Consider the following 17,870-nt stretch of genomic DNA (forward strand, 5'->3'; position numbering starts at 1 on the left):
TGACACGTTAGTAGCCGCCGGTGGCGCCGTTTCGCCCGGACAGCGTGCGCACCGACGCAGGCACCGGCGTGGCGGGGTCGCAGTCCGGCGCGATCAGCGCAGCGCCGTAGGTCATCGTCATCGGCACGACTCCCGCCCACCCGCCGGCGGCGATGTCGTCCTCGGGGTCTTCCGGCCAGCCCGCGCTGACCTTCAGCGACCAGTTGTCGGTGCCGATCGGCAGCCGCAGCGCCAGCGTCGCGGCGAGTTCCTTCCGTGTGCTGGCCCGCAATTCGGCGACCCGCCCCGGGACGAACGCGTCGGTCAGCGTCTCCAGACAGGCGGGCTTCTCGTCGTCGGGAACGCGTTCGAAGGCGCCGAAGAGGACCGCGCTGCGGTAACGGAAGGACGACTCGAATGCACTGCGGGCGACCACGACGCCGTCGAGCGTGGTCACCGAGACCGCCGCCCGCGCGCCGGCCGACAGTGCGCGCAGCCACGGCGAGCCCGTCGACCCGTGAATCACGAGGTGGTCACCGACGCGCGCGAACCCCGTCGGGAACATCACCGGATGCCCGTCGCGCACCAGCGCCACGGTGGCCAGCGGTGTGGCGGCCAGCAATTCGTACAGCGCAGGCCGCGACGTGGTCTGCTTTCCGCTGAGCCGGGTGACGTTCGTCGAGGGCTGCGTCATTCTCCGAGCGTAGTGACGGCCAGCACCGCCGCGGCGAGTTCAGGGCGACACACCACCAGATCCGGCAGTTTCGGATCGGCCGCGTTGTACCGCAGCGGGGACCCGTCGATGCGGGACGTGTGCAGACCGGCCGCACGCGCGACCGCCACCGGGGCGGCCGAATCCCATTCGTACTGACCGCCCGCATGGACGTACACGTCGCTGCGGCCCTGCACCACCGACGCCACCTTGGCGCCGGCGGAACCCATTTCGACGAGCTCGCCGCCGAGTGCGTCGCGGACCGCGAGTGCGATCGCCGGCGGCCGGGTGCGCGAGACCACGATGCGCGGCGGGCCGTCGACGGCGCCCGGCAGGGCCACCTGGGGTGTGGCGAACGTGGTGTTCTGCGCAGGCAGTGCGACGGCGCCCGCCACCAGCTCGCCGTCCTGCCAGAGGGCCACGTGCACCGCCCAGTCGTCGCGGCCGAGCTCGGAGAACTCGCGGGTGCCGTCCAGCGGGTCGACGATCCACACCCGCTCCGAACGCAGCCGGACCGGATCGTCGGCGCCCTCCTCGGAGAGCACCGCGTCACCGGGCCGGGCAGATGCCAGTTCCGTCATCAGGAAGTCGTGGGAGCGCTTGTCCCCCGCGGCCTTCCGCTCGGCGACCTCGGCGTCGGCGAATTCGGCCCGCACGTCGAGCAGCAGGTCGCCCGCCCTGGTCGCCAGCCGGGCGGCCAGTTCGTGGTCGTTCACTCGCGGCTCTCCAGCAGATCGATCACCATGGCCGCGAGTTCATCAGGCGTGTGGTCGGACGTCAACCGCAGGTCGGGGTTCTTCGGCCGCTGGTAAGGGCTGTCGATCCCGGTGAAATGGGTGATCTCCCCGGCGCGGGCCTTCTTGTACAGACCCTTCGGATCACGCCGCTCGCAATCCTCGAGCGGGGTGTCGCAGAACACCTCGAAGAAGTCGGTGCCTGCCTCGGTGTGCACGCGGCGCGCGAGTTCCCGGTGCTCCTCCAGCGGACTGATCGCCGGCACGAGCACGATCTGCCCGGAGTCGGCGAGCAGCGTGGCGACGTGCGCCAGCCTGCGCAGGTTCTCCGCGCGGTCGGCCATCGAGAATCCGAGGTCGGCGTTGAGCCCGTGCCGCAGGTTGTCGCCGTCGAGAACGTAGGCGGGCACGCCCTTCTCCAGCAGCTTCTGCTCCACCAGCATCGCCACCGACGACTTGCCCGCACCCGACAGGCCGGTGAACCACACCGTCCTGCCCTTGGTGAGCCGGTCCTGCGTGCTCACCAGCGACTCGTGCCGCACGGTGTTGGGGCTCGCGACTTCGTTGCGGTTGTCGCGCAACACCATTCCGGCCGCCACGGTGCCGTTGGTGTTCGGGTCGATCAGAATGAAGGACCCGGTGGCGGCGTTGCGGCTGTACTCGTCGAGCAGCAGGGGAACCTGGCTGCGCAGCGAGATGCGGCCCAGCTCGTTCAGTTTGAGCGCGGTGGCGGACTTGTCCCGGTGCAGGGTGTTCACGTCGAGCCGGTAGGCCAGCGCCGCCACCTTCACCCGCGTCGTGCGGGTGGTCTGCTTGATCAGGTACTCGCGGCCCGGTTCCAGCGACGCCTCGTCGGCCATCCAGCAGACCGTGGCGTCGAAGTCGCGCGCCACCCTCGGCTGGTTGTTCGGCCGGGCGATCAGGTCGCCGCGCGAGATGTCGATGTCGTCGGCCAGGCTGACCGACACCGCCATCGGCGGGAACGCCTCGTCGACGGGGCCGCCGGGTCCCTCGATCGCGGTGATGTGCGACGTCTTGCCCGACGGCAGCACCACCACGTCGTCGCCGGTGCGCATGACACCACTGGCCACGGTGCCCGCGTAGCTGCGGTGGTCCTGGTGTTCGTGGGTCTGTGGCCGGATGACGTACTGCACCGGGAAGCGGACGTCGATCAGGTTGCGGTCACCGGCGATGTAGACCTCTTCGAGGTGCGACAGCAGCGCCGGGCCGTCGTACCAGGGCGTGGCGTCGGACTTGGTCACGACGTTGTCGCCGAGCAGGGCCGACAGCGGGATCGTCGTGACGTCGTGGATGTCCAGGCGCGCTGCGAAGTCGTGGAAATCGTCGCGGATCTTCTCGAACTGTTCTCTGTCCCAGCCGATCAGGTCCATCTTGTTCACCGCGAGCACGATGTGCTGGATGCCGAGCAGCGACGCCAGGAACGCATGCCTGCGGGACTGCTCGAGCAGGCCGTGCCGGGCGTCGACCAGGACGATCGCCAGCTGCGCCGTCGACGTGCCGGTGACCATGTTGCGGGTGTACTGGGTGTGGCCGGGAGTGTCGGCGATGATGAATTTCCGCTTGGGCGTGGCGAAGTAGCGGTAGGCGACATCGATCGTGATGCCCTGCTCCCGCTCGGCGCGCAGCCCGTCGGTGACGAGCGCGAGGTCGGTGTAGTCGTTCCCGCGCTCCTTGGAGGTGCGCTCGACGGCCGCGAGCTGGTCCTCCATCACGGCCTTGGAGTCGTAGAGCAGCCGGCCGATCAGCGTCGACTTGCCGTCGTCCACCGAGCCCGCGGTCGCAAGCCGAAGCAATGTCGCCATCTCTATTTCCCCCGTCGCTTCGCTCGCCCCATCAGAAGTAGCCCTCTCGCTTGCGGTCTTCCATGCCGGCCTCGGAGATCCGGTCGTCGGCGCGGGTGGCCCCACGCTCGGTCAGCCGCGATATCGCGGTCTCGGCGATCACCTCGTTGACGGTGGCGGCGGTCGACTCGACACATCCGGTGCACGTGACGTCTCCGACGGTGCGGAACCGCACGGTCTTCTCGACGACGTCCTCGTCCTTGCGCGGCTGCAGGTAGCGGTGCACGGCCAGCCACATGCCGTCGCGCTTGAACACCTTGCGCTGGTGGGCGTAGTAGATCGACGGCAGCGCGATTTTCTCCGCACCGATGTAGGACCAGATGTCGAACTCGGTCCAGTTGGACAGCGGGAAGGCGCGGATGTGCTCGCCCTTGTGGTGGCGGCCGTTGTAGAGGTTCCACAGCTCGGGCCGCTGCGCCTTGGGATCCCACTGGCCGAACTCGTCGCGGAACGAGAACACCCGCTCCTTGGCGCGGGCCTTCTCCTCGTCGCGGCGCGCACCGCCGAACGCGGCGTCGAACTTGTTCTCCCGGATGGCGCGCAGCAGCGTGAAGGTCTGCATCGGGTTGCGCGACGGGATGGTCTCGACCACGCGGCCCGCGTCGATGTCGTCCTGCACCTTGGCCACGACCAACCGGACGCCCGACTCGGCGACCAGGTCGTCACGGGCCTGAAGGACCTCGTCGAAGTTGTGGCCGGTGTCGACGTGCATCACCGGAAACGGCAGGCGCCCCGGCCGGAACGCCTTGAGCGCCAGATGCAGCATCACGATGGAGTCCTTGCCGCCGGAGAACAGCAGCACCGGCCGCTCGAACTCGGCGGCGACCTCGCGAATGATGTGGATCGCCTCGGCCTCCAGCACGCGCAGGTGGCTCAGCTCGTACCGGGCCGTCTGGGCGAGGGCTTCCTGCGTCGCCGTCATTACTTCCCCATTAAGTTGGTAGAACTGACCAGGTTAATCTGCATAGTTGGATATGGAACCAGCCGACGGCGGATGTGTCAACGGCCGGTCAGGGCCCGATGGTGCGGCGAGTCGTCGGTCAGCGGCCGGTTCGGCGACGACACGCCGCACGCTCGGCGTCAGCCGTTCGGCGTGATGACGGCGCGGCCGTGGATCTTGCCCTCGTGGAGCAGGTGATAGGCGTGGGCCGCATCGTCCAGAGGAAAGTGCTCGACGAGCATCTTGATCTTTCCCGACTGCGCGAGATCGATCACCTCGATCAGCTCCGGAATGGATCCCCAGAACGGTGCGGCGACCGAGCACTCGTTGGGCGGGCTGTGGAAGTTCACCGGCAACGCCGCACCGCCCACACCGATGATCGTGATGTGGCCGAGCACCCGCGCCACCTGCGCCGCCATCGTCAGCGTCGGGTTCACGGCGACGAAATCGAGGACGACCTCCGCGCCGTGGTCCTTCGTGATGTCCTTGATCCGCTTGACCGCACCGTCACCGGAAAGGAGGGCTTCGTCGGCACCGAGAGTTTTCGCGATCTCCAGCTTGTCATCCGAGGTATCAACGGCCACAACGGTTGTCGCCGAGCACAGCGCCTTGACCACCTGGATGGCCATCTGTCCCAGTCCGCCGGCGCCGATGACGACTGCGGTCGATCCCGGGCCGAGGAGGTGAACGGAGCGCTTCACCGCGTGGAAGCTGGTGAGCCCAGCGTCGGTGAGCGGGGCGGCATCCCGGGGGTCGAGGTCGCCCAACGGGATCAGGTAGCGCGTCGACGGCACGAGCAGGTACTCGGCCATACCGCCGTCGGCGCCGCCGAGGCCGCCGGGACTGGGCTTGCCCGGTGTCTGGCAATAGTTCTCCATGCCCTGGCGGCAGTTCATGCACAGCCCGCAGCCCCACGGGCCGTACACGACGACGGGGTCGCCGGGCGAGAACCCGGTTGCGCCGGGCCCCATCGTCGCGACCCAGCCGGCGTTCTCATGTCCCAGCGTGAACGGGAGCGTGAAGGCCGTTGTGTCGGGCGGCGACTCCAGGACGTGCAGATCGGAGTGGCATGCGCCGGCGCCGCCGACTTTGATCAGCACCTCCCCAGGTCCGGGTTCGGGAACCCGCACGTCCCGGAGTACGCCCGGCTGCTGCCATTCGACGAACTGAAACGCCCTCACAGCGAGCTAGTCCGCGATCCGGTCGAACTCGACCTCGAGATGCAGCGGTCCGCGGAAGACCTGATTCTGCCGGTAGGGCGGCGGATCGATGACCAGTCGCGGGCTCTCGACCCGGCGCAGGAATGTCTCGACCGCGATGTTGACCTCGAGTCGCGCCAACGGCCCACCGACGCAGCTGTGCACTCCGCGGCCCCAGCCCACGTGCTGATTGTCGGGCCGCTGGATGTCGAACCTGTCCGGGTCCGGGAACCGCTTCGGGTCGCGGTTGGCGGCTCCGTACAGCAGGTGTACCGCCGATCCCGCCGGGATCACGGTGCCGCCGACCTCCACGTCGGCGGTGACGCTGCGGCTGGGAAAGAACTGGACCGCTGACTGCAGCCGCAGCACCTCTTCGATCGCCTTCGGAATGAGTTCCGGCTTGTCGCGGAGCAGGTCGAGCGATTCGGGGTTGCGCAGCAGGAGCAGCACACAGTGGGCGATGGTGTTGACCGTCGAGTCGTGGCCGGCGATCAGCAGGAGCATCGCGTTGGCGGCGGCCTCCTCAGGCGTCATCGGTCCGTCGGGACCGTCGTGGTCGTTCACCATCTTTGACAGCACGTTGTCCTGCGGGTCCGTCAGGAAGCCCTGGATCAGGTCGGCCATGTACGCGGTGAGTGCCGCGGTGCTCTCCTTGCCCTTCTGCTTGCGGGCCTGGCCCTCTTCGGTGGCGGCGTCCGGACCCATGTCGGCGCCCGCCATGAAATCGAAGATCCAGCCGTGGAACGTGGGCTCGTCCTTCAGCGGAACCCCGAGGATCTGGCAGATGACGGCCACCGGAACCGGGTAGGCGTAGTCGTCGACGACGTCGAAGGTGTTGCCGCCCTTTGTCTTGATCTTGTTCAGCGATTCGTCGCAGAGCGCCTGGATGTCAGCGGCCATGGCGGGGATCACGTTCGGCGAGTGCGGCGGCGCGAAGTGCCGCATCACCTGTCGGCGCTGCTTGTCGTGTTTGGCTGGATCCGACACGATCAGGCTCGGCTCCCGGCCGTACGCCTGCATGTGCTCGGCGCCGACGTCGGCCTTCGTCTGGGCCGCCGGCTGAGCCGAGATCGGACTTTTCGAGATGTCCGAGCTGACGTGCGGGTCGTGAGCGAGTTGCAGCAGCTCGCGGTATCCGGTGACGACGTAGACCTTGTCGGCCACCTGCACCACGGGTGCCTTTCGTAGCTCGTCGAAGAATCGGTAGGGATCATGGCGGTTCTCGTACCTCATCGCCTCGGTCCAGGCGGTCTCTGCGGTGGTCATCGGGCTCCAGTCCTAGCGGGCTTTGAGGCGGTACTCGGCGCCCCGTGAGGTCGGATCATGGCCGGTGAGAACGACATCGGGGATCCCGGTCGGTGCGCGCGGATCGCCGAAACGCGCCGACATCGGCTCGGCGTCGGTGGGCACGTCGAAACCGGGTGGCGGCGGCGGGAACGGCGCCGACTGCTCGATGAGCCTGGCGTAGTACTCCAGCCACTTGCCGTGATTGAAGGTGATGGCACCGACGATGCGGCCGTTCTTGCCGAAGGCCGCGGCGAAGCGGAGATCGTCCACCGAGCCCTGCGTGAACACGATCTCGTCGCCGAATGAACAGACGCCGACCCCCTTGATGTTCACGCCGAACTGGCCGGACCAGAACTGCGGCAGCGGCAGGTGCGGACGCCGCCCCTTCTCGAGGTTGACCATGTTGTGCGCCGCGGTCCGAGCGCCCAGCACAGCGGCGTCCACGTGCTCGATCGCCATGAATTGGTACTCGTAGAGCACATGCGGGGCCCGCGCGATGTCACCGGCGACGAAGATGTTGTCGGTCACCACGCCGTTGATGTCGAAGGCGCGGCAGCCGGCGTCGCACGCCACACCCCAGAACCCGCTGGCGAGTTCGGCGCCCTCGAGCCATTCGATGTTGCGGACGGATCCCAGCGACGCCACCACGACATCGACGTCGAGCAGGGTGCCGTCAGAAAGCTGAGCCTGCCGGACATGCCCGTCGGCATCGCCCTTGAGGGCCTCCACCGCCACCCCGGTGCGCAGATCGACGCCGGCATCCCGTTGCATCTTGGCGGCGATGTCGCCGATCACCCCACCCAGCGGTCCGACCAGCGGTGCGCTGGAGCGCTCCGCGACCGTCACGTCCAGTCCGAGATCACGGCATACCGAGGCCATTTCGGACCCGATGAACCCGGCCCCGACGATCAGCACCCGCTTCGGCCGGGCCTTGAAAGCCGCCTGGATCTTCGCGGCATCGTCGCTCGTGCGCAGAGTGTAGAGGCCCTCGAGCTTCGCCTCTTCGGGGTTGAACCATGCGCGGGAGCGGACGCCGGTGGCGATCAACAACCGGTCGTAGGGCACCTTGTCGCCGTTGGCGAGAAGCACTTCCCGGTTGTCGCGATCGAGACCGGTGGCCGCCACCCCCAGTCGCCAGTCGGCGTTGACCTCACGCAGTCGCGGCAGCTTGGTGTTCTCGGCCGGCACCCATCCCTTGAGCACCTGTTTGGACAGCGGCGGACGGTCGTACGGCTCGTGCACTTCGTCGCCGATGATGGTGAGCGAGCCGGTGAATCCCTCGTCACGTAGCGCCTCAGCTGCGCGAAGACCGGTCAGCGACGCCCCGACGATGACGATCCGGCCCTGCTCCTTGAATGTCCGGACGAGATCGTCGACCAGCGCGTGCGTGCTCATTTCGTCGTCCTGTCGGACGGCGGATCCATCTCCGCGATGATCGCCTGCACCGGGCACGACGCGACCGCTCGGGCGACCTGCTGGCGTTGCGAATCGTCAGGGTTCGGGTCGTAGGCGAGCGCCTCCTCGCCCTGCAACTGGAGCACCTCAGGCGCCAACGGGACGCACTGCGCATATCCCAGGCACCTGTTCAAGTCCACGACGATGCGCATGCTTTTCGGCTCCTTCTCAACCGGCGCTGAGGGCTGGTCAGCGCTGCTCCCGAACTCGACGGGAAAGGGTGCCCAACAGTACTGCTTACAGCTGCGCAAATTTCGTTGATCGGACAATTCGGATCGGCGGTCCATAGGATGTTCACTTGGCCTCTATTTCGGTGACCAGCCGCTGTTCGTGAGGAATCTTCGATGAGGTTGCCGCCGTGTCCGTGATCCGCCGTGTGTCCGCGCGCGTAGAGATCTTCGATCCCGGTCACGTACGGACGCGCCGGGGCGCCCGGGCCGTGGGCGCGACCGTGTTCGCATGGGCCACCATGGTCGCAGTGACGTATGCGTTCGACGTCGCGGACCCGGTGCGTATCACCTTGTTCGCGGCGGGTGCCGCTTTCGAGGGCGCACTGCTGGCGCCCGATCCGCGACCCCGGGACCGCGCGGGCACCCTCGGGTGGGCGGTCGTGGTGTCGACGCTCGCCGTCATCCTGACTGTCGCGCTCACCCGCCAGGCGGTCTGGCTCGGTGCCATACTGCTTGTGCTGCTGATGTTCTCGTCGTACGCGTTGCGGGCCTGGAGTACCCGGATCGCGAGTCTGGCGCTGATGGGTGCGATCACCGTCTATGTCACCGGCGCCGGACACATCACGGTCGGAAGAGTCGGGTGGTTCGTCGTCGCCTTGGCTCTGGGGTTCGGCTGGCTGGCCATCTGGGAATCGGTGATCCTGCGCGATGTCCCGGTGCGGTCGCTGGCCCGTTCGGTGCATGCGTTCGCTCGCCGCGCCGCTGAAACCGTCGCCGCCGCCGTCGACGCCCTCAACACAGCCCGCGACGGAACGCCCCCCGACCATGCGGCGAGAGCACTGCGCACGCGCCTCGAACGGGCGAAGTCCTGCCGTAGTGCGATCGAGACACAGTTCGCCGGCGCTGTCGCGCACGGGATGTCGCCCCAGGACGTCGATCGGCTACGGGTTGCGCTCCACTCGGTCCAGAAGGGACTCGAGGACCTGACCGCACAAGTCGAGGATCCGGGATGGCTGCGGTCGCTGCCCGATGAGATCACCTGGTCCGTCACGAGCACCCTGCACGGCCTCGCCGTCGCGCTCGCCGACGACTCCGACGGCTCCGCCAGGGACACCGTCGCCGGCAGGGCCCGGGTGCTACGCGGCCACATCCACGGCGCGCTCACCCACACGACCGAAAGCGGCGCGGCGCCGTTCCCGCCGCAGACCCTACTCGCTGCGCTGTCGCTGCTCTCCGCTGGAGAGATCGTCGCGCAATCACTCACGCGGGCAATGGAATTGGTCAGCACGGCGGCGGCTGCGGTCGGCACGGCCATGACTCCGGCCGCCGCAGAAGCCCCGCAGGTGGAGCCAGCGGCTCGACTCATCTCGCCCACCATGGCACTCGCGATACAGGCCGTCGTCGCAGCGGTGGGGGCCGGCCTGATCGCCAAGGCCGTCGGTAATGAGCAGAGCCTCGTGGTGGCCTGGACAGCGTTCGTCGTCATCGCCGGATCCGCGGGGCTCTCGGCACGCCGAGCCTTCTCCCGCCTGCCCGCAACGATTCTGGGTGCCGTGGGCGGAGTGGCCATCGCCGCCTGTGTGCCCGAGGGGCTGTTGTGGACCGTCGCCGTGGTCGCCATCGGCGTGTTCCTGACGATCGTCAGCGCGCCCGTCTCCTATCCCGCGATGGTGTTCTGGATGAGCATCGCGTTCGTGCCGCTCTTCGCCACCGAAGGCCGCTACCTCGATCTCGTCAGGGACAAGTCGGTCGCCGCCCTCATCGGTGGGTGCGTCGCGGCGGTGGTGGCACTCGCCATCGTGCCGCTTCGCGACTCGCGAGAGATCCGTCCGGCTGTGCTGGCGTACCTGGATGCTCTCGACGATGCGCTCGAATCGCATCTGCCAGGCCGGGAATCCGCCGTCGCGGCGGCCGAAGCGGAACTGGACCGCACTCACGCCGCGCTGACGACGAAGTTCGCATCGGCCGCGACGGAGGTCAATGTCTTCTCACAACCCGCGGGCGTGAGGAACGACAAGGCCGTGCACGTCGATGCTGTGCACGAGGCTTATCTGCGGCTCACCCCGCTGCTGTCAGACGGGTCACGGCAACTACACGGATGGACCGACGACCAGGTACGCACCGGAATACGGCAACTGCGCGATGCCATCTCCGCAGCGCGCGGCGATGTCCCCGCGGCCGGCGGATCGGATGCCACGAAGCCCGTTGTGTCGCAGGCCGTCGGCACCGCGGAGTTGACCGACTCACTCCGGCGGGTGGATCAGCTCGAGTCCGATCTGAAAAGACTCGCCGTGGTGCTCAACGGCCGGGCTGACGCACCACCACTACCCCAGAGGTAATTGCCCTGCTCCCGATACTGAAGACATGACGACTTCGACCCAGTCCCGCACCGGCGCCGAGGTGATGGCCGCCTTCATCCCGCAGTCCCCGTTCGCCGTCAAGTTGGGCATTGTCGCCGAGCGGCTGGACGCCGACGAGGTGCGGCTACTGCTGCCGTGGGACCCGGCCAACACCACGATCGGCGACATGGTGCACGGCGGAGTGATCGCGGCGCTGGCCGACGTCACCGTGATGGCCGCGGCGTGGACAGGCGCCGATGTGCCCGACCATCTGCGCGGCGTCACCACGTCGATGACCGTCCACTACCTCGCGCCGGCGCGCGCCACCGACCTGATCGGCGTCGGCCGGGTACTGCGGCGCGGCAAGACCCTCGTCAACTGCGACGTCGACGTCGTGACTCCCGACGGCACCGCGGTGGCGAAGGCGATCGCCACCTACAAGGTCGGCTGACGCAGGCTAGGCCGTGACCTCGTTCAGCTTGCCGGTGGCGACGTCGAACACGAAGCCCCGCAACGATTCATGCTTGGTGACGAAGGGGCTGGCCTCGATGCGGCGGATGGACTGACGCACATCCTCCTCGAGATCCGGGAAGGCCTCGGCGGCCCACTGCGGCTTCAAGCCGGTCTCCTCCTGGATCGACCGCTTGAAGTCGTCGTCGGTGAAGGTGAGCATGCCGCAGTCGGTGTGGTGGATCAGGATGATCTCGGTGGTTCCGAGCAGGCGCTGACTGATCGCCAGCGAGCGGATCTCGTCGTCGGTCACGACGTCGCCGGCGTTGCGGATGACGTGCGCCTCCCCCTCGGCCAGGCCGAGGATTCGGTACACATCCAGCCTGGCGTCCATGCACGCCACCACGGCGACATGCCGGCTCGGCGGCAGCGGCAGCGGCCCGCTGAAGTTCCTGGCGTAGTCCTCGTTGTTCTTCAGGTACTCGTCGGTCGCGGACATGGGTCCTCCTGCGGTCGCGGCAGCCAAACGCCCAGAAGATAACAACACACCCATGCGCATGACTGCATTGGAAATCAGCACGATTCTGGGTCGGCTTCTTCGCGGTCGGTCTGGTGGTCAGCGGGTGCGCAGGTCGTACACCGTGGCGCCGCCGACCTCGGAGGCCGCGAAGTTCCGATCCACCCACGCCGTGATCTCGGCGGCGCTGCCACCACGGTGCCGTGGCGGGCCGCCGCGCTCGTCGCCCGCGAGGAAGTAGCCGATCTGGCCGTCGGCGACGTACTGCTGGAACTGGGTCAGCGTCGGCGAGTCGTCGCCCCCGGAGAACCCGCCGATCGCCATGATCGACGTGCCGGTCTGCAGTTCCAGCCCGCTCACGCTCATCGACCCGACACCCGCTGCGGCCCAACGACGATCGACCGAGGCGAGCAGCGATTCGAGTGCTTTGTTGTCACCCGCCGCACGGGGACCGCGCCCGCCCGGACCGCCGAAGCCGCCGTCACGCGCCGGTCCCGACATGGCGCCCGGGCCGCTCGCGGGATGGACCACGTTGTAGACCGCGAATGCCGCCGGTGCGGCGAGCGAGGACAACGCCGCCGCCAGCACCACCACCGCGGTGGCGCGCCGCAACCTGTGCACGCCGACCGCAAGCGCCGCGGCCGCGGCGATCGCTCCGACCAGCACGGCCCACCGCAGCACCGGCACGAAGTCCGGTGTGCGGTCGAGCAGGACGAAAGCCCACACCCCGGTGGCCGCCACCATCGCCGCGAGCACGAGTCGCGGCCCCGGGTGCGCGCGGCCCCGCCACAGTTCGGCGGTCGAGTGGCCGACCAGCGCGGCGACGGCCGGCGCTAGCGCCACCGTGTAATACGGGTGGATGGTGCCGTCCATGAAGCTGAACACCGCACCGGTCACCAGGAGCCAGCCACCCCACAGCAGCAGCGCCGCGCGCACCCCGTCGGTGCGTGGCGAGCGGCGGGTGAGCCAGACGCCCGCGGCCAGACCGATCAGCGCGGCGGGCAGCAGCCATGACGCCTCGACACCCATGGATGCGCCGAACAACCGGCCGATGCCCGCCTGACCACCGAAGAACAGACTGCCACCCGGACCGCCACCCGGTCCCCCGCCGCCCGGCCCCTCGCCGCCGGCGATGCGCTCGATCCCGTTGTAGCCCAGAGCCAGCTGCAGCAGGCTGTTGTCGGTGGAACCGCCGATGTAGGGCCGCGAGTCCGCGGGCCACCACTCGACCAGCGCGATGAACCAGCCGGCCGACACGACCATCGACAGGGCGCCGACGCACAGCAGGCGGACGCGGTGCCACCACCCCACCGGTGCGGCGACCAGGAAGGCCAGCGCGAGGCCCGGAACGACCAGGAACGCCTGCAGCATCTTGGTCAGAAAGGCGAATCCCAGAGCCACACCCACCAGCAGCATCCATCGCGTGCTTGCCGTCTGAATGGCGTGCACCATGGCGTAGGCCGCCGCGACGAGCAGCAGCACCAGCAGGGCGTCGGGATTGTTGAAGCGAAACATCAGCGCCGCAACGGGTGTCACGGCCATCACCGCTGCGGCGATCAGGCCGGCGGCGGGCCCGCTGGTGCGCTTCACGGCGGCGTAGAGCAGCGCGACGGTCGCCACACCCATCAGCGCCTGGGGCAGCAGCATGGTGAACGGACTGAAGCCGAACAGCCGGCCGAACAGCGACATCACCCACAGCGCGGCGGGCGGCTTGTCGACGGTGATGGCGTTGCCTGCGTCCAGCGAGCCGAACAGCCAGGCCGTCCAGCTCTGGGTGCCGGCCTGCGCGGCGGCCGCGTAGTAGTCGTTGGCCCAGCCGGAACGGCCAAGGCCCCACAGGTACAGCACGGCCGTGGCGGCCAGCAACGTAGGCAGGGCCAGACGTGGCCATCGCGGAGCGAGGGCGGTGGCGGGCACGGGGCCGGCGACCGGCTGCGGTGCGGTGAGTGTCATCAGAAGTCCTCGATCGTGTTCGGAGTCAGCGGGTCCGGCGGGTACGGAAGACCCAGCCGCGCAGCAGCAGGAAGCGCAGCACGGTGGCGACCAGGTTGGCCGCGACCAGCACCGCGAGCTCGAGCGCGCGATGCGGCTGGGGATCGACCCCGTGCAGCAAGGCCAGCGATCCACTCGTCACGCCCAGTGCGACGGCGAAGACCAGCAGACCTTGGACCTGGTGGCGGACCATCGAGCCGCGCCCGGCCACCGCGAAGGTGAACCGCCGGTTGGCCGCGGTGTTGCCGACCGCCGTGACCAGCAGCGCCAACAGATTGGCGGCCTGCGCGCCGAACACCCCGCGGGTCAGCACGAACAGCGCCAGATAGGCGACGGTGGACACTACGCCGACCGCGCCGAACCTGACCACCTGCCGCAGCAGTGACGTCCGCGGCGCGCACATCCTCGACGAACCCAGCTGTGCGGCGAGCAGATGCACCGGGATCGACCCGCTGGCGAAGCCGCGCAGCAGCCGGCCGATACCCCTGAGGTCGGCCGCGGCGGTCGCCACGATGTCCACCCGGCTGTCCTCGTCGTCGATCCAGTCGACCGGCACCTCGTGGATGCGCAGGCCGCTGCGCTCGGCCAGCACCAGCAGTTCGGTGTCGAAGAACCACCCCGTGTCTGTCACGTAGGGCAGCAGCTCGTGCGCGACGTCGGCGCGTATCGCCTTGAAGCCGCACTGCGCATCGGAGAATCGCGCCGACAGCGTCGACCTGAGCAGGAAGTTGTAACAGCGCGAGATGATCTCGCGCTTGGCGCCGCGTACCACCCGGGCGCCGCGGTTGAGCCGGGTCCCGATCGCGAGATCGGAATGGCCGGAGATGAGCGACGCCGTCAGCGGAGCCAGCGCCGCCAGATCCGTGGACAGGTCGACGTCCATGTAGGCGAGCACCTGGGCATCCGATGCCGACCACACCGCGTGCAGCGCCCGGCCGCGGCCCTTCTCCTCCAGCCGCACGACACGGACATCGGCGAGTTCAGCGGCGAGGTCGGCAGCGATGCGCGGCGTCGCGTCGGTGCTCGCGTTGTCGGCGATGGTGATGCGGGCCGGGAACGGGAAGTCCTCCGACAGGTGGCGGTGCAGGCGGCGGATCGAATCCGCCAGCGCCTCTTCCTCGTTGAACACCGGCACGACCACGTCGAGCACCGGCACGCCTGCGGCACGGGCGGCCAGCGCGGCGTTGGGTCTGCAGGCGAAGCGGCGGCGCCCGGCCTCGGCTGCGGCCGCCGCGGGGCGGGTTTCGAGGGCGGTGTCTGTCATGATTCCATCGTCGGTTCGCCGGGTGTGTTCGATGTGGGCACGACCTGTGTGACTGCTATGAGTCGGGGCGCGCGCCAGGCTCGCGAGCAGACACAAAATCGCACGCATGACGGCTCATTCGTGCGAATCTGCGTCTGCTCGCGGGAGGCATCGGGAGTCACCACGCGATGGCGACCCGGACTAGGTCTGTGCGGAGCCGGGCAGCCGGACCACGAACCGGGTGCGGCCCGGTTCGCTGTCGAGTTCGATGGTGCCGCCGTGCGCGCGGACCACGGCGGCGACGATCGCCAGACCCAGGCCGGTGCTGCCGCCGCGGCGCGAGCGGGACGAGTCGCCGCGCGCGAACCGCTCGAACACCTCGGGCTGCAGCCACTGCGGGATGCCGGGACCATCGTCGAGCACGGTGAGCACCGCGTCGCCCGCCTCGACGGCCAGCGAAGCGGTCACCGATGTGCCTGGGGGCGTGTGGGTTCGGGCGTTCGCCAACAGGTTCACCAGCACCTGCTGCAGGCGTGCTTCGTCGCCGGTGACCAGCACCGGCTCGTCGGGCAGGTCGAGCGACCACCGGTGGTCGGGGCCTGCGACGTGGGCGTCGCTGACGGCGTCGACGGTCAAGCGCGACAGGTCCACCGGCTCACGCTCCAGCGGGCGGCCGTCGTCGAGGCGCGCCAGCAGCAGCATGTCCTCGACGAGGCGGGTCATCCGCTGTGTCTCGGACTCGACCCGGTTCATCGCGTGCGCGACGTCGTCGGGCAGTTCCGCGGACTTACGTTGTGCCAGTTCGGTGTAGCCGCGGATCGCGGCCAGCGGGGTACGCAGTTCGTGGCTGGCGTCGGCGACGAACTGCCGCACCCGGGTCTCGCTGGCGTGCCGCGCCGACAGCGCATCGAAGATCCGCTCGAGCATCCGGTTCAGCGAGGTGCCGAGCTGGCCCACCTCGGTGTGTGCGCCGGCGGGGTCGACCTCGACGATCGGGGTGGGCAGCCGCACCTCGCCGCGGTCGAGTTCCAGGTCGGCCACCTCTCGGGCGGCCATTGACACCCTCGACAGTGGTGCGAGCTGGCGGCGGATGACGACGATGCCCACCGCCGCGCCCGCCCCGAGCGCCACCGCGCCGACGACGCCGAAGATCAGCAGCACCGACAGCAGGGTGTCGTCGACCGCCGATGTCGGCAATCCGGCGACGATGACCTCTCGGGGACCGTGGGCGTGGCTCGCGATGACGCGGTAGCTGCCGAGCCCGTCGAGCTCGACGGTGGTCGGCGTCTGATTCGCCGACACGTCGGCTAGCTGCGCGGCCGCGGCGGCACTGATCGGTGCCGGGGTGCCGTCGGCGGTGATCACCCCGGCGTCGAGCCGGTTGCGGCCGATCACGGCGCCGACCGTCCCGGCGGCCTGCCCGGGTGCGTTCAGGAAGGCCGGGCCGGGGCCGGAGTCGTCGCGGATCATGATGCGCCGCGGGAACGGCGGCGGCGGGAATCCCGGCGGCGGCCGCATGTCCGGCGGTGGCCGCATGCCGGGCGGTGGCAGGAACCCCGGCGGCGGCGGCCCGAACAGGCCGACCGACCGCCGGCCGGCCTCGACCACCTGGGCGTCGAGCTGGTTGGACAGGAAGCGCTGCAACATGAAGACGGTGCCGAGCCCGACGACGGCGCAGACCAGCGCCAGCAGCACCACCTGGGTGACCAGCAGCCGGACCCGCAGCGACCAGGTGCGGGGCGACCAGATGCGGGTGCGGCCGTCGACGCCCGGGTCAGCGAGCGGGCTTGAGGACATAACCTGCGCCGCGCAGCGTGTGGATCATCGGCTCACGGCCGCTGTCGATCTTCTTGCGCAGGTAGGACACGTAAAGCTCGACGATGTTGGACCGGCCGCCGAAGTCGTAGCTCCACACCCGGTCGAGGATCTGTGCCTTGGACAGCACCCGCCGGGCGTTGCGCATCATGAAGCGCAGCAGCTCGAACTCCGTCGCGGTGAGCGTGATGACATCGCCGCCGCGCGTCACCTCGTGGCTGTCCTCGTCGAGCACCAGGTCGCCGACGACGATCTGCGCGCCGCCGGACTCGCTGGCCACGCCCGTACGCCGGAGCAGCGCCCGCAGCCGGAGGACCACCTCCTCGAGGCTGAACGGTTTGGTGACGTAGTCGTCCCCGCCCGCGGTCAGCCCGGCGATGCGGTCCTCGACGGAGTCCTTGGCGGTGAGCAGCAGCAGGGGCAGCCCCGGGATCTGTTCGCGCAGCCGCTGCAACACGTCGAGCCCGCTCATGTCGGGCAGCATCAAGTCGAGCACCACGACGTCGGGCGGGTTGTCCCGGGCCAGTCTGATCGCGGTCGCGCCGTCCCCGGCGGTGGCGATGTCCCAACCCTCGTAGCGCAGCGCCATCGTCACCAGCTCGGCGAGGACCGGTTCGTCGTCGACCACCAGAACGCGGATCGGCTCGCCGTCGGCCCGGCGCATCACGACGCGTTCGGTGTCGTGCTTGTTGACCACGGACACCATTATCAGAGGTCCCCGTAGGCGAAGGCTGTGTGCTTTCTATGCGCGGGCTGTGAAACCGTGCGCTAGTTCTTGCCGACCGCGGGCGGCGCGCTGGACGGCGTCACGGCGGGGGCCTCCTCGGCGGGCTGTGTGGTCGTCGTCGACCCGGCGTCCACCGGGGCCGGCTGGGCGGCGCTCGTCGTGCTGAAGGCGACGGTCAGACCACCCATGGCGAGCACCGCACTGGTGCCCACGGCAGCGGACGCGAGTTTGATCCGATTCGACGGCATCGCTGGGTTCACTCCGTTCGGTCTGTCGGACAATTCGCAAGGAGGTCCGGTGACCCTCCGAGAGCGGGGTTAACCGATCGCGCCGGAGCCGAAACGCCGCCCCGTCGCTGCCTGTGAACCTCCCGTGGACGCGCCCGGAGCACGGCCATCACGACCTGACCGGCCGGTCTCTTCTACCCTGTGCCCATGCAGCCGAAGGCC

At 69.1% G+C, this 17,870-nt stretch carries 16 protein-coding genes; 2 read left to right on the forward strand and 14 right to left on the reverse strand.

Going from position 1 to position 17,870, the window contains the following annotated elements:
• Window positions 1-7 precede the first annotated feature (7 nt).
• The 8 genes from O6P37_RS00230 to O6P37_RS00265 all read right to left on the reverse strand — a co-directional run bounded on the left by O6P37_RS00230 (window position 8) and on the right by O6P37_RS00265 (window position 8,320).
• Window positions 8-673, reverse strand: a complete 666-nt coding sequence (locus O6P37_RS00230) for a pyridoxamine 5'-phosphate oxidase family protein (RefSeq protein WP_269892195.1) — start codon at window positions 671-673, stop codon at window positions 8-10.
• The gene (locus O6P37_RS00235) at window positions 670-1,407 is read right to left on the reverse strand and encodes a 3'(2'),5'-bisphosphate nucleotidase CysQ (RefSeq protein ID WP_269892196.1); all 738 of its coding nucleotides are present in this window, start codon (window positions 1,405-1,407) and stop codon (window positions 670-672) included. The genes O6P37_RS00230 and O6P37_RS00235 overlap by 4 nt, the downstream gene beginning before the upstream one ends.
• Entirely contained in the window at window positions 1,404-3,353 is a 1,950-nt protein-coding gene (gene cysN, locus O6P37_RS00240) for a sulfate adenylyltransferase subunit CysN (RefSeq protein ID WP_269892197.1), read from the reverse strand. Before cysN ends, O6P37_RS00235 begins: the two co-directional genes overlap by 4 nt.
• Complete coding sequence (cysD, locus tag O6P37_RS00245; RefSeq protein ID WP_269892198.1) at window positions 3,280-4,209, reverse strand: sulfate adenylyltransferase subunit CysD; 930 nt, start codon at window positions 4,207-4,209, stop codon at window positions 3,280-3,282. Before cysD ends, cysN begins: the two co-directional genes overlap by 74 nt.
• 158 nt (window positions 4,210-4,367) lie before the next feature.
• A complete protein-coding gene (locus tag O6P37_RS00250; protein WP_269892199.1) occupies window positions 4,368-5,408 on the reverse strand; it encodes an NAD(P)-dependent alcohol dehydrogenase in 1,041 nt (346 codons plus the stop codon).
• Between the two features lie 6 nt (window positions 5,409-5,414).
• Window positions 5,415-6,692: a cytochrome P450 gene (locus O6P37_RS00255; protein WP_269892200.1), complete on the reverse strand. Its 1,278-nt coding sequence runs from the start codon at window positions 6,690-6,692 to the stop codon at window positions 5,415-5,417.
• Window positions 6,693-6,704: 12 nt separating this feature from the next.
• Window positions 6,705-8,108, reverse strand: coding sequence for an NAD(P)/FAD-dependent oxidoreductase (locus tag O6P37_RS00260; RefSeq protein WP_269892201.1), 1,404 nt, complete (start codon window positions 8,106-8,108; stop codon window positions 6,705-6,707).
• A complete protein-coding gene (locus O6P37_RS00265; protein ID WP_269892202.1) occupies window positions 8,105-8,320 on the reverse strand; it encodes a ferredoxin in 216 nt (71 codons plus the stop codon). Before O6P37_RS00265 ends, O6P37_RS00260 begins: the two co-directional genes overlap by 4 nt.
• 317 nt (window positions 8,321-8,637) lie before the next feature.
• On the opposite strand from O6P37_RS00265, the gene O6P37_RS00270 reads away from it, so the two are divergent.
• Both O6P37_RS00270 and O6P37_RS00275 read left to right on the forward strand, forming a co-directional pair.
• On the forward strand, window positions 8,638-10,677 hold the full coding sequence (locus tag O6P37_RS00270) for an FUSC family protein (protein ID WP_269892203.1): 2,040 nt from the start codon (window positions 8,638-8,640) through the stop codon (window positions 10,675-10,677).
• A 61-nt stretch (window positions 10,678-10,738) separates the two neighbouring features.
• Window positions 10,739-11,128, forward strand: coding sequence for a PaaI family thioesterase (locus O6P37_RS00275; protein ID WP_269893119.1), 390 nt, complete (start codon window positions 10,739-10,741; stop codon window positions 11,126-11,128).
• A gap of 6 nt (window positions 11,129-11,134) precedes the next feature.
• Here the strand turns inward: O6P37_RS00275 and O6P37_RS00280 are convergent, their stop codons facing one another.
• The 6 genes from O6P37_RS00280 to O6P37_RS00305 all read right to left on the reverse strand — a co-directional run bounded on the left by O6P37_RS00280 (window position 11,135) and on the right by O6P37_RS00305 (window position 17,669).
• The gene (locus tag O6P37_RS00280; protein WP_269892204.1) at window positions 11,135-11,626 is read right to left on the reverse strand and encodes a beta-class carbonic anhydrase; all 492 of its coding nucleotides are present in this window, start codon (window positions 11,624-11,626) and stop codon (window positions 11,135-11,137) included.
• 117 nt (window positions 11,627-11,743) lie between these two features.
• On the reverse strand, window positions 11,744-13,597 hold the full coding sequence (locus O6P37_RS00285) for an ArnT family glycosyltransferase (RefSeq protein WP_269892205.1): 1,854 nt from the start codon (window positions 13,595-13,597) through the stop codon (window positions 11,744-11,746).
• Between the two features lie 25 nt (window positions 13,598-13,622).
• Window positions 13,623-14,900 carry a glycosyltransferase gene (locus tag O6P37_RS00290; protein ID WP_269892206.1) on the reverse strand — a complete coding sequence of 426 codons (1,278 nt, stop codon included), beginning with the start codon at window positions 14,898-14,900 and terminating at the stop codon, window positions 13,623-13,625.
• A 180-nt stretch (window positions 14,901-15,080) separates the two neighbouring features.
• Window positions 15,081-16,676, reverse strand: coding sequence for a sensor histidine kinase (locus O6P37_RS00295; RefSeq protein ID WP_269892207.1), 1,596 nt, complete (start codon window positions 16,674-16,676; stop codon window positions 15,081-15,083).
• Window positions 16,654-17,358 carry a response regulator transcription factor gene (locus O6P37_RS00300; protein WP_269893120.1) on the reverse strand — a complete coding sequence of 235 codons (705 nt, stop codon included), beginning with the start codon at window positions 17,356-17,358 and terminating at the stop codon, window positions 16,654-16,656. Before O6P37_RS00300 ends, O6P37_RS00295 begins: the two co-directional genes overlap by 23 nt.
• 104 nt (window positions 17,359-17,462) lie before the next feature.
• Window positions 17,463-17,669: a hypothetical protein gene (locus O6P37_RS00305; RefSeq protein ID WP_269892208.1), complete on the reverse strand. Its 207-nt coding sequence runs from the start codon at window positions 17,667-17,669 to the stop codon at window positions 17,463-17,465.
• Between the last annotated feature and the right edge of the window lie 201 nt (window positions 17,670-17,870).

The organism is Mycobacterium hippophais (assembly GCF_027529605.1).
GTDB classification, from domain to species: domain Bacteria; phylum Actinomycetota; class Actinomycetes; order Mycobacteriales; family Mycobacteriaceae; genus Mycobacterium; species Mycobacterium arseniciresistens.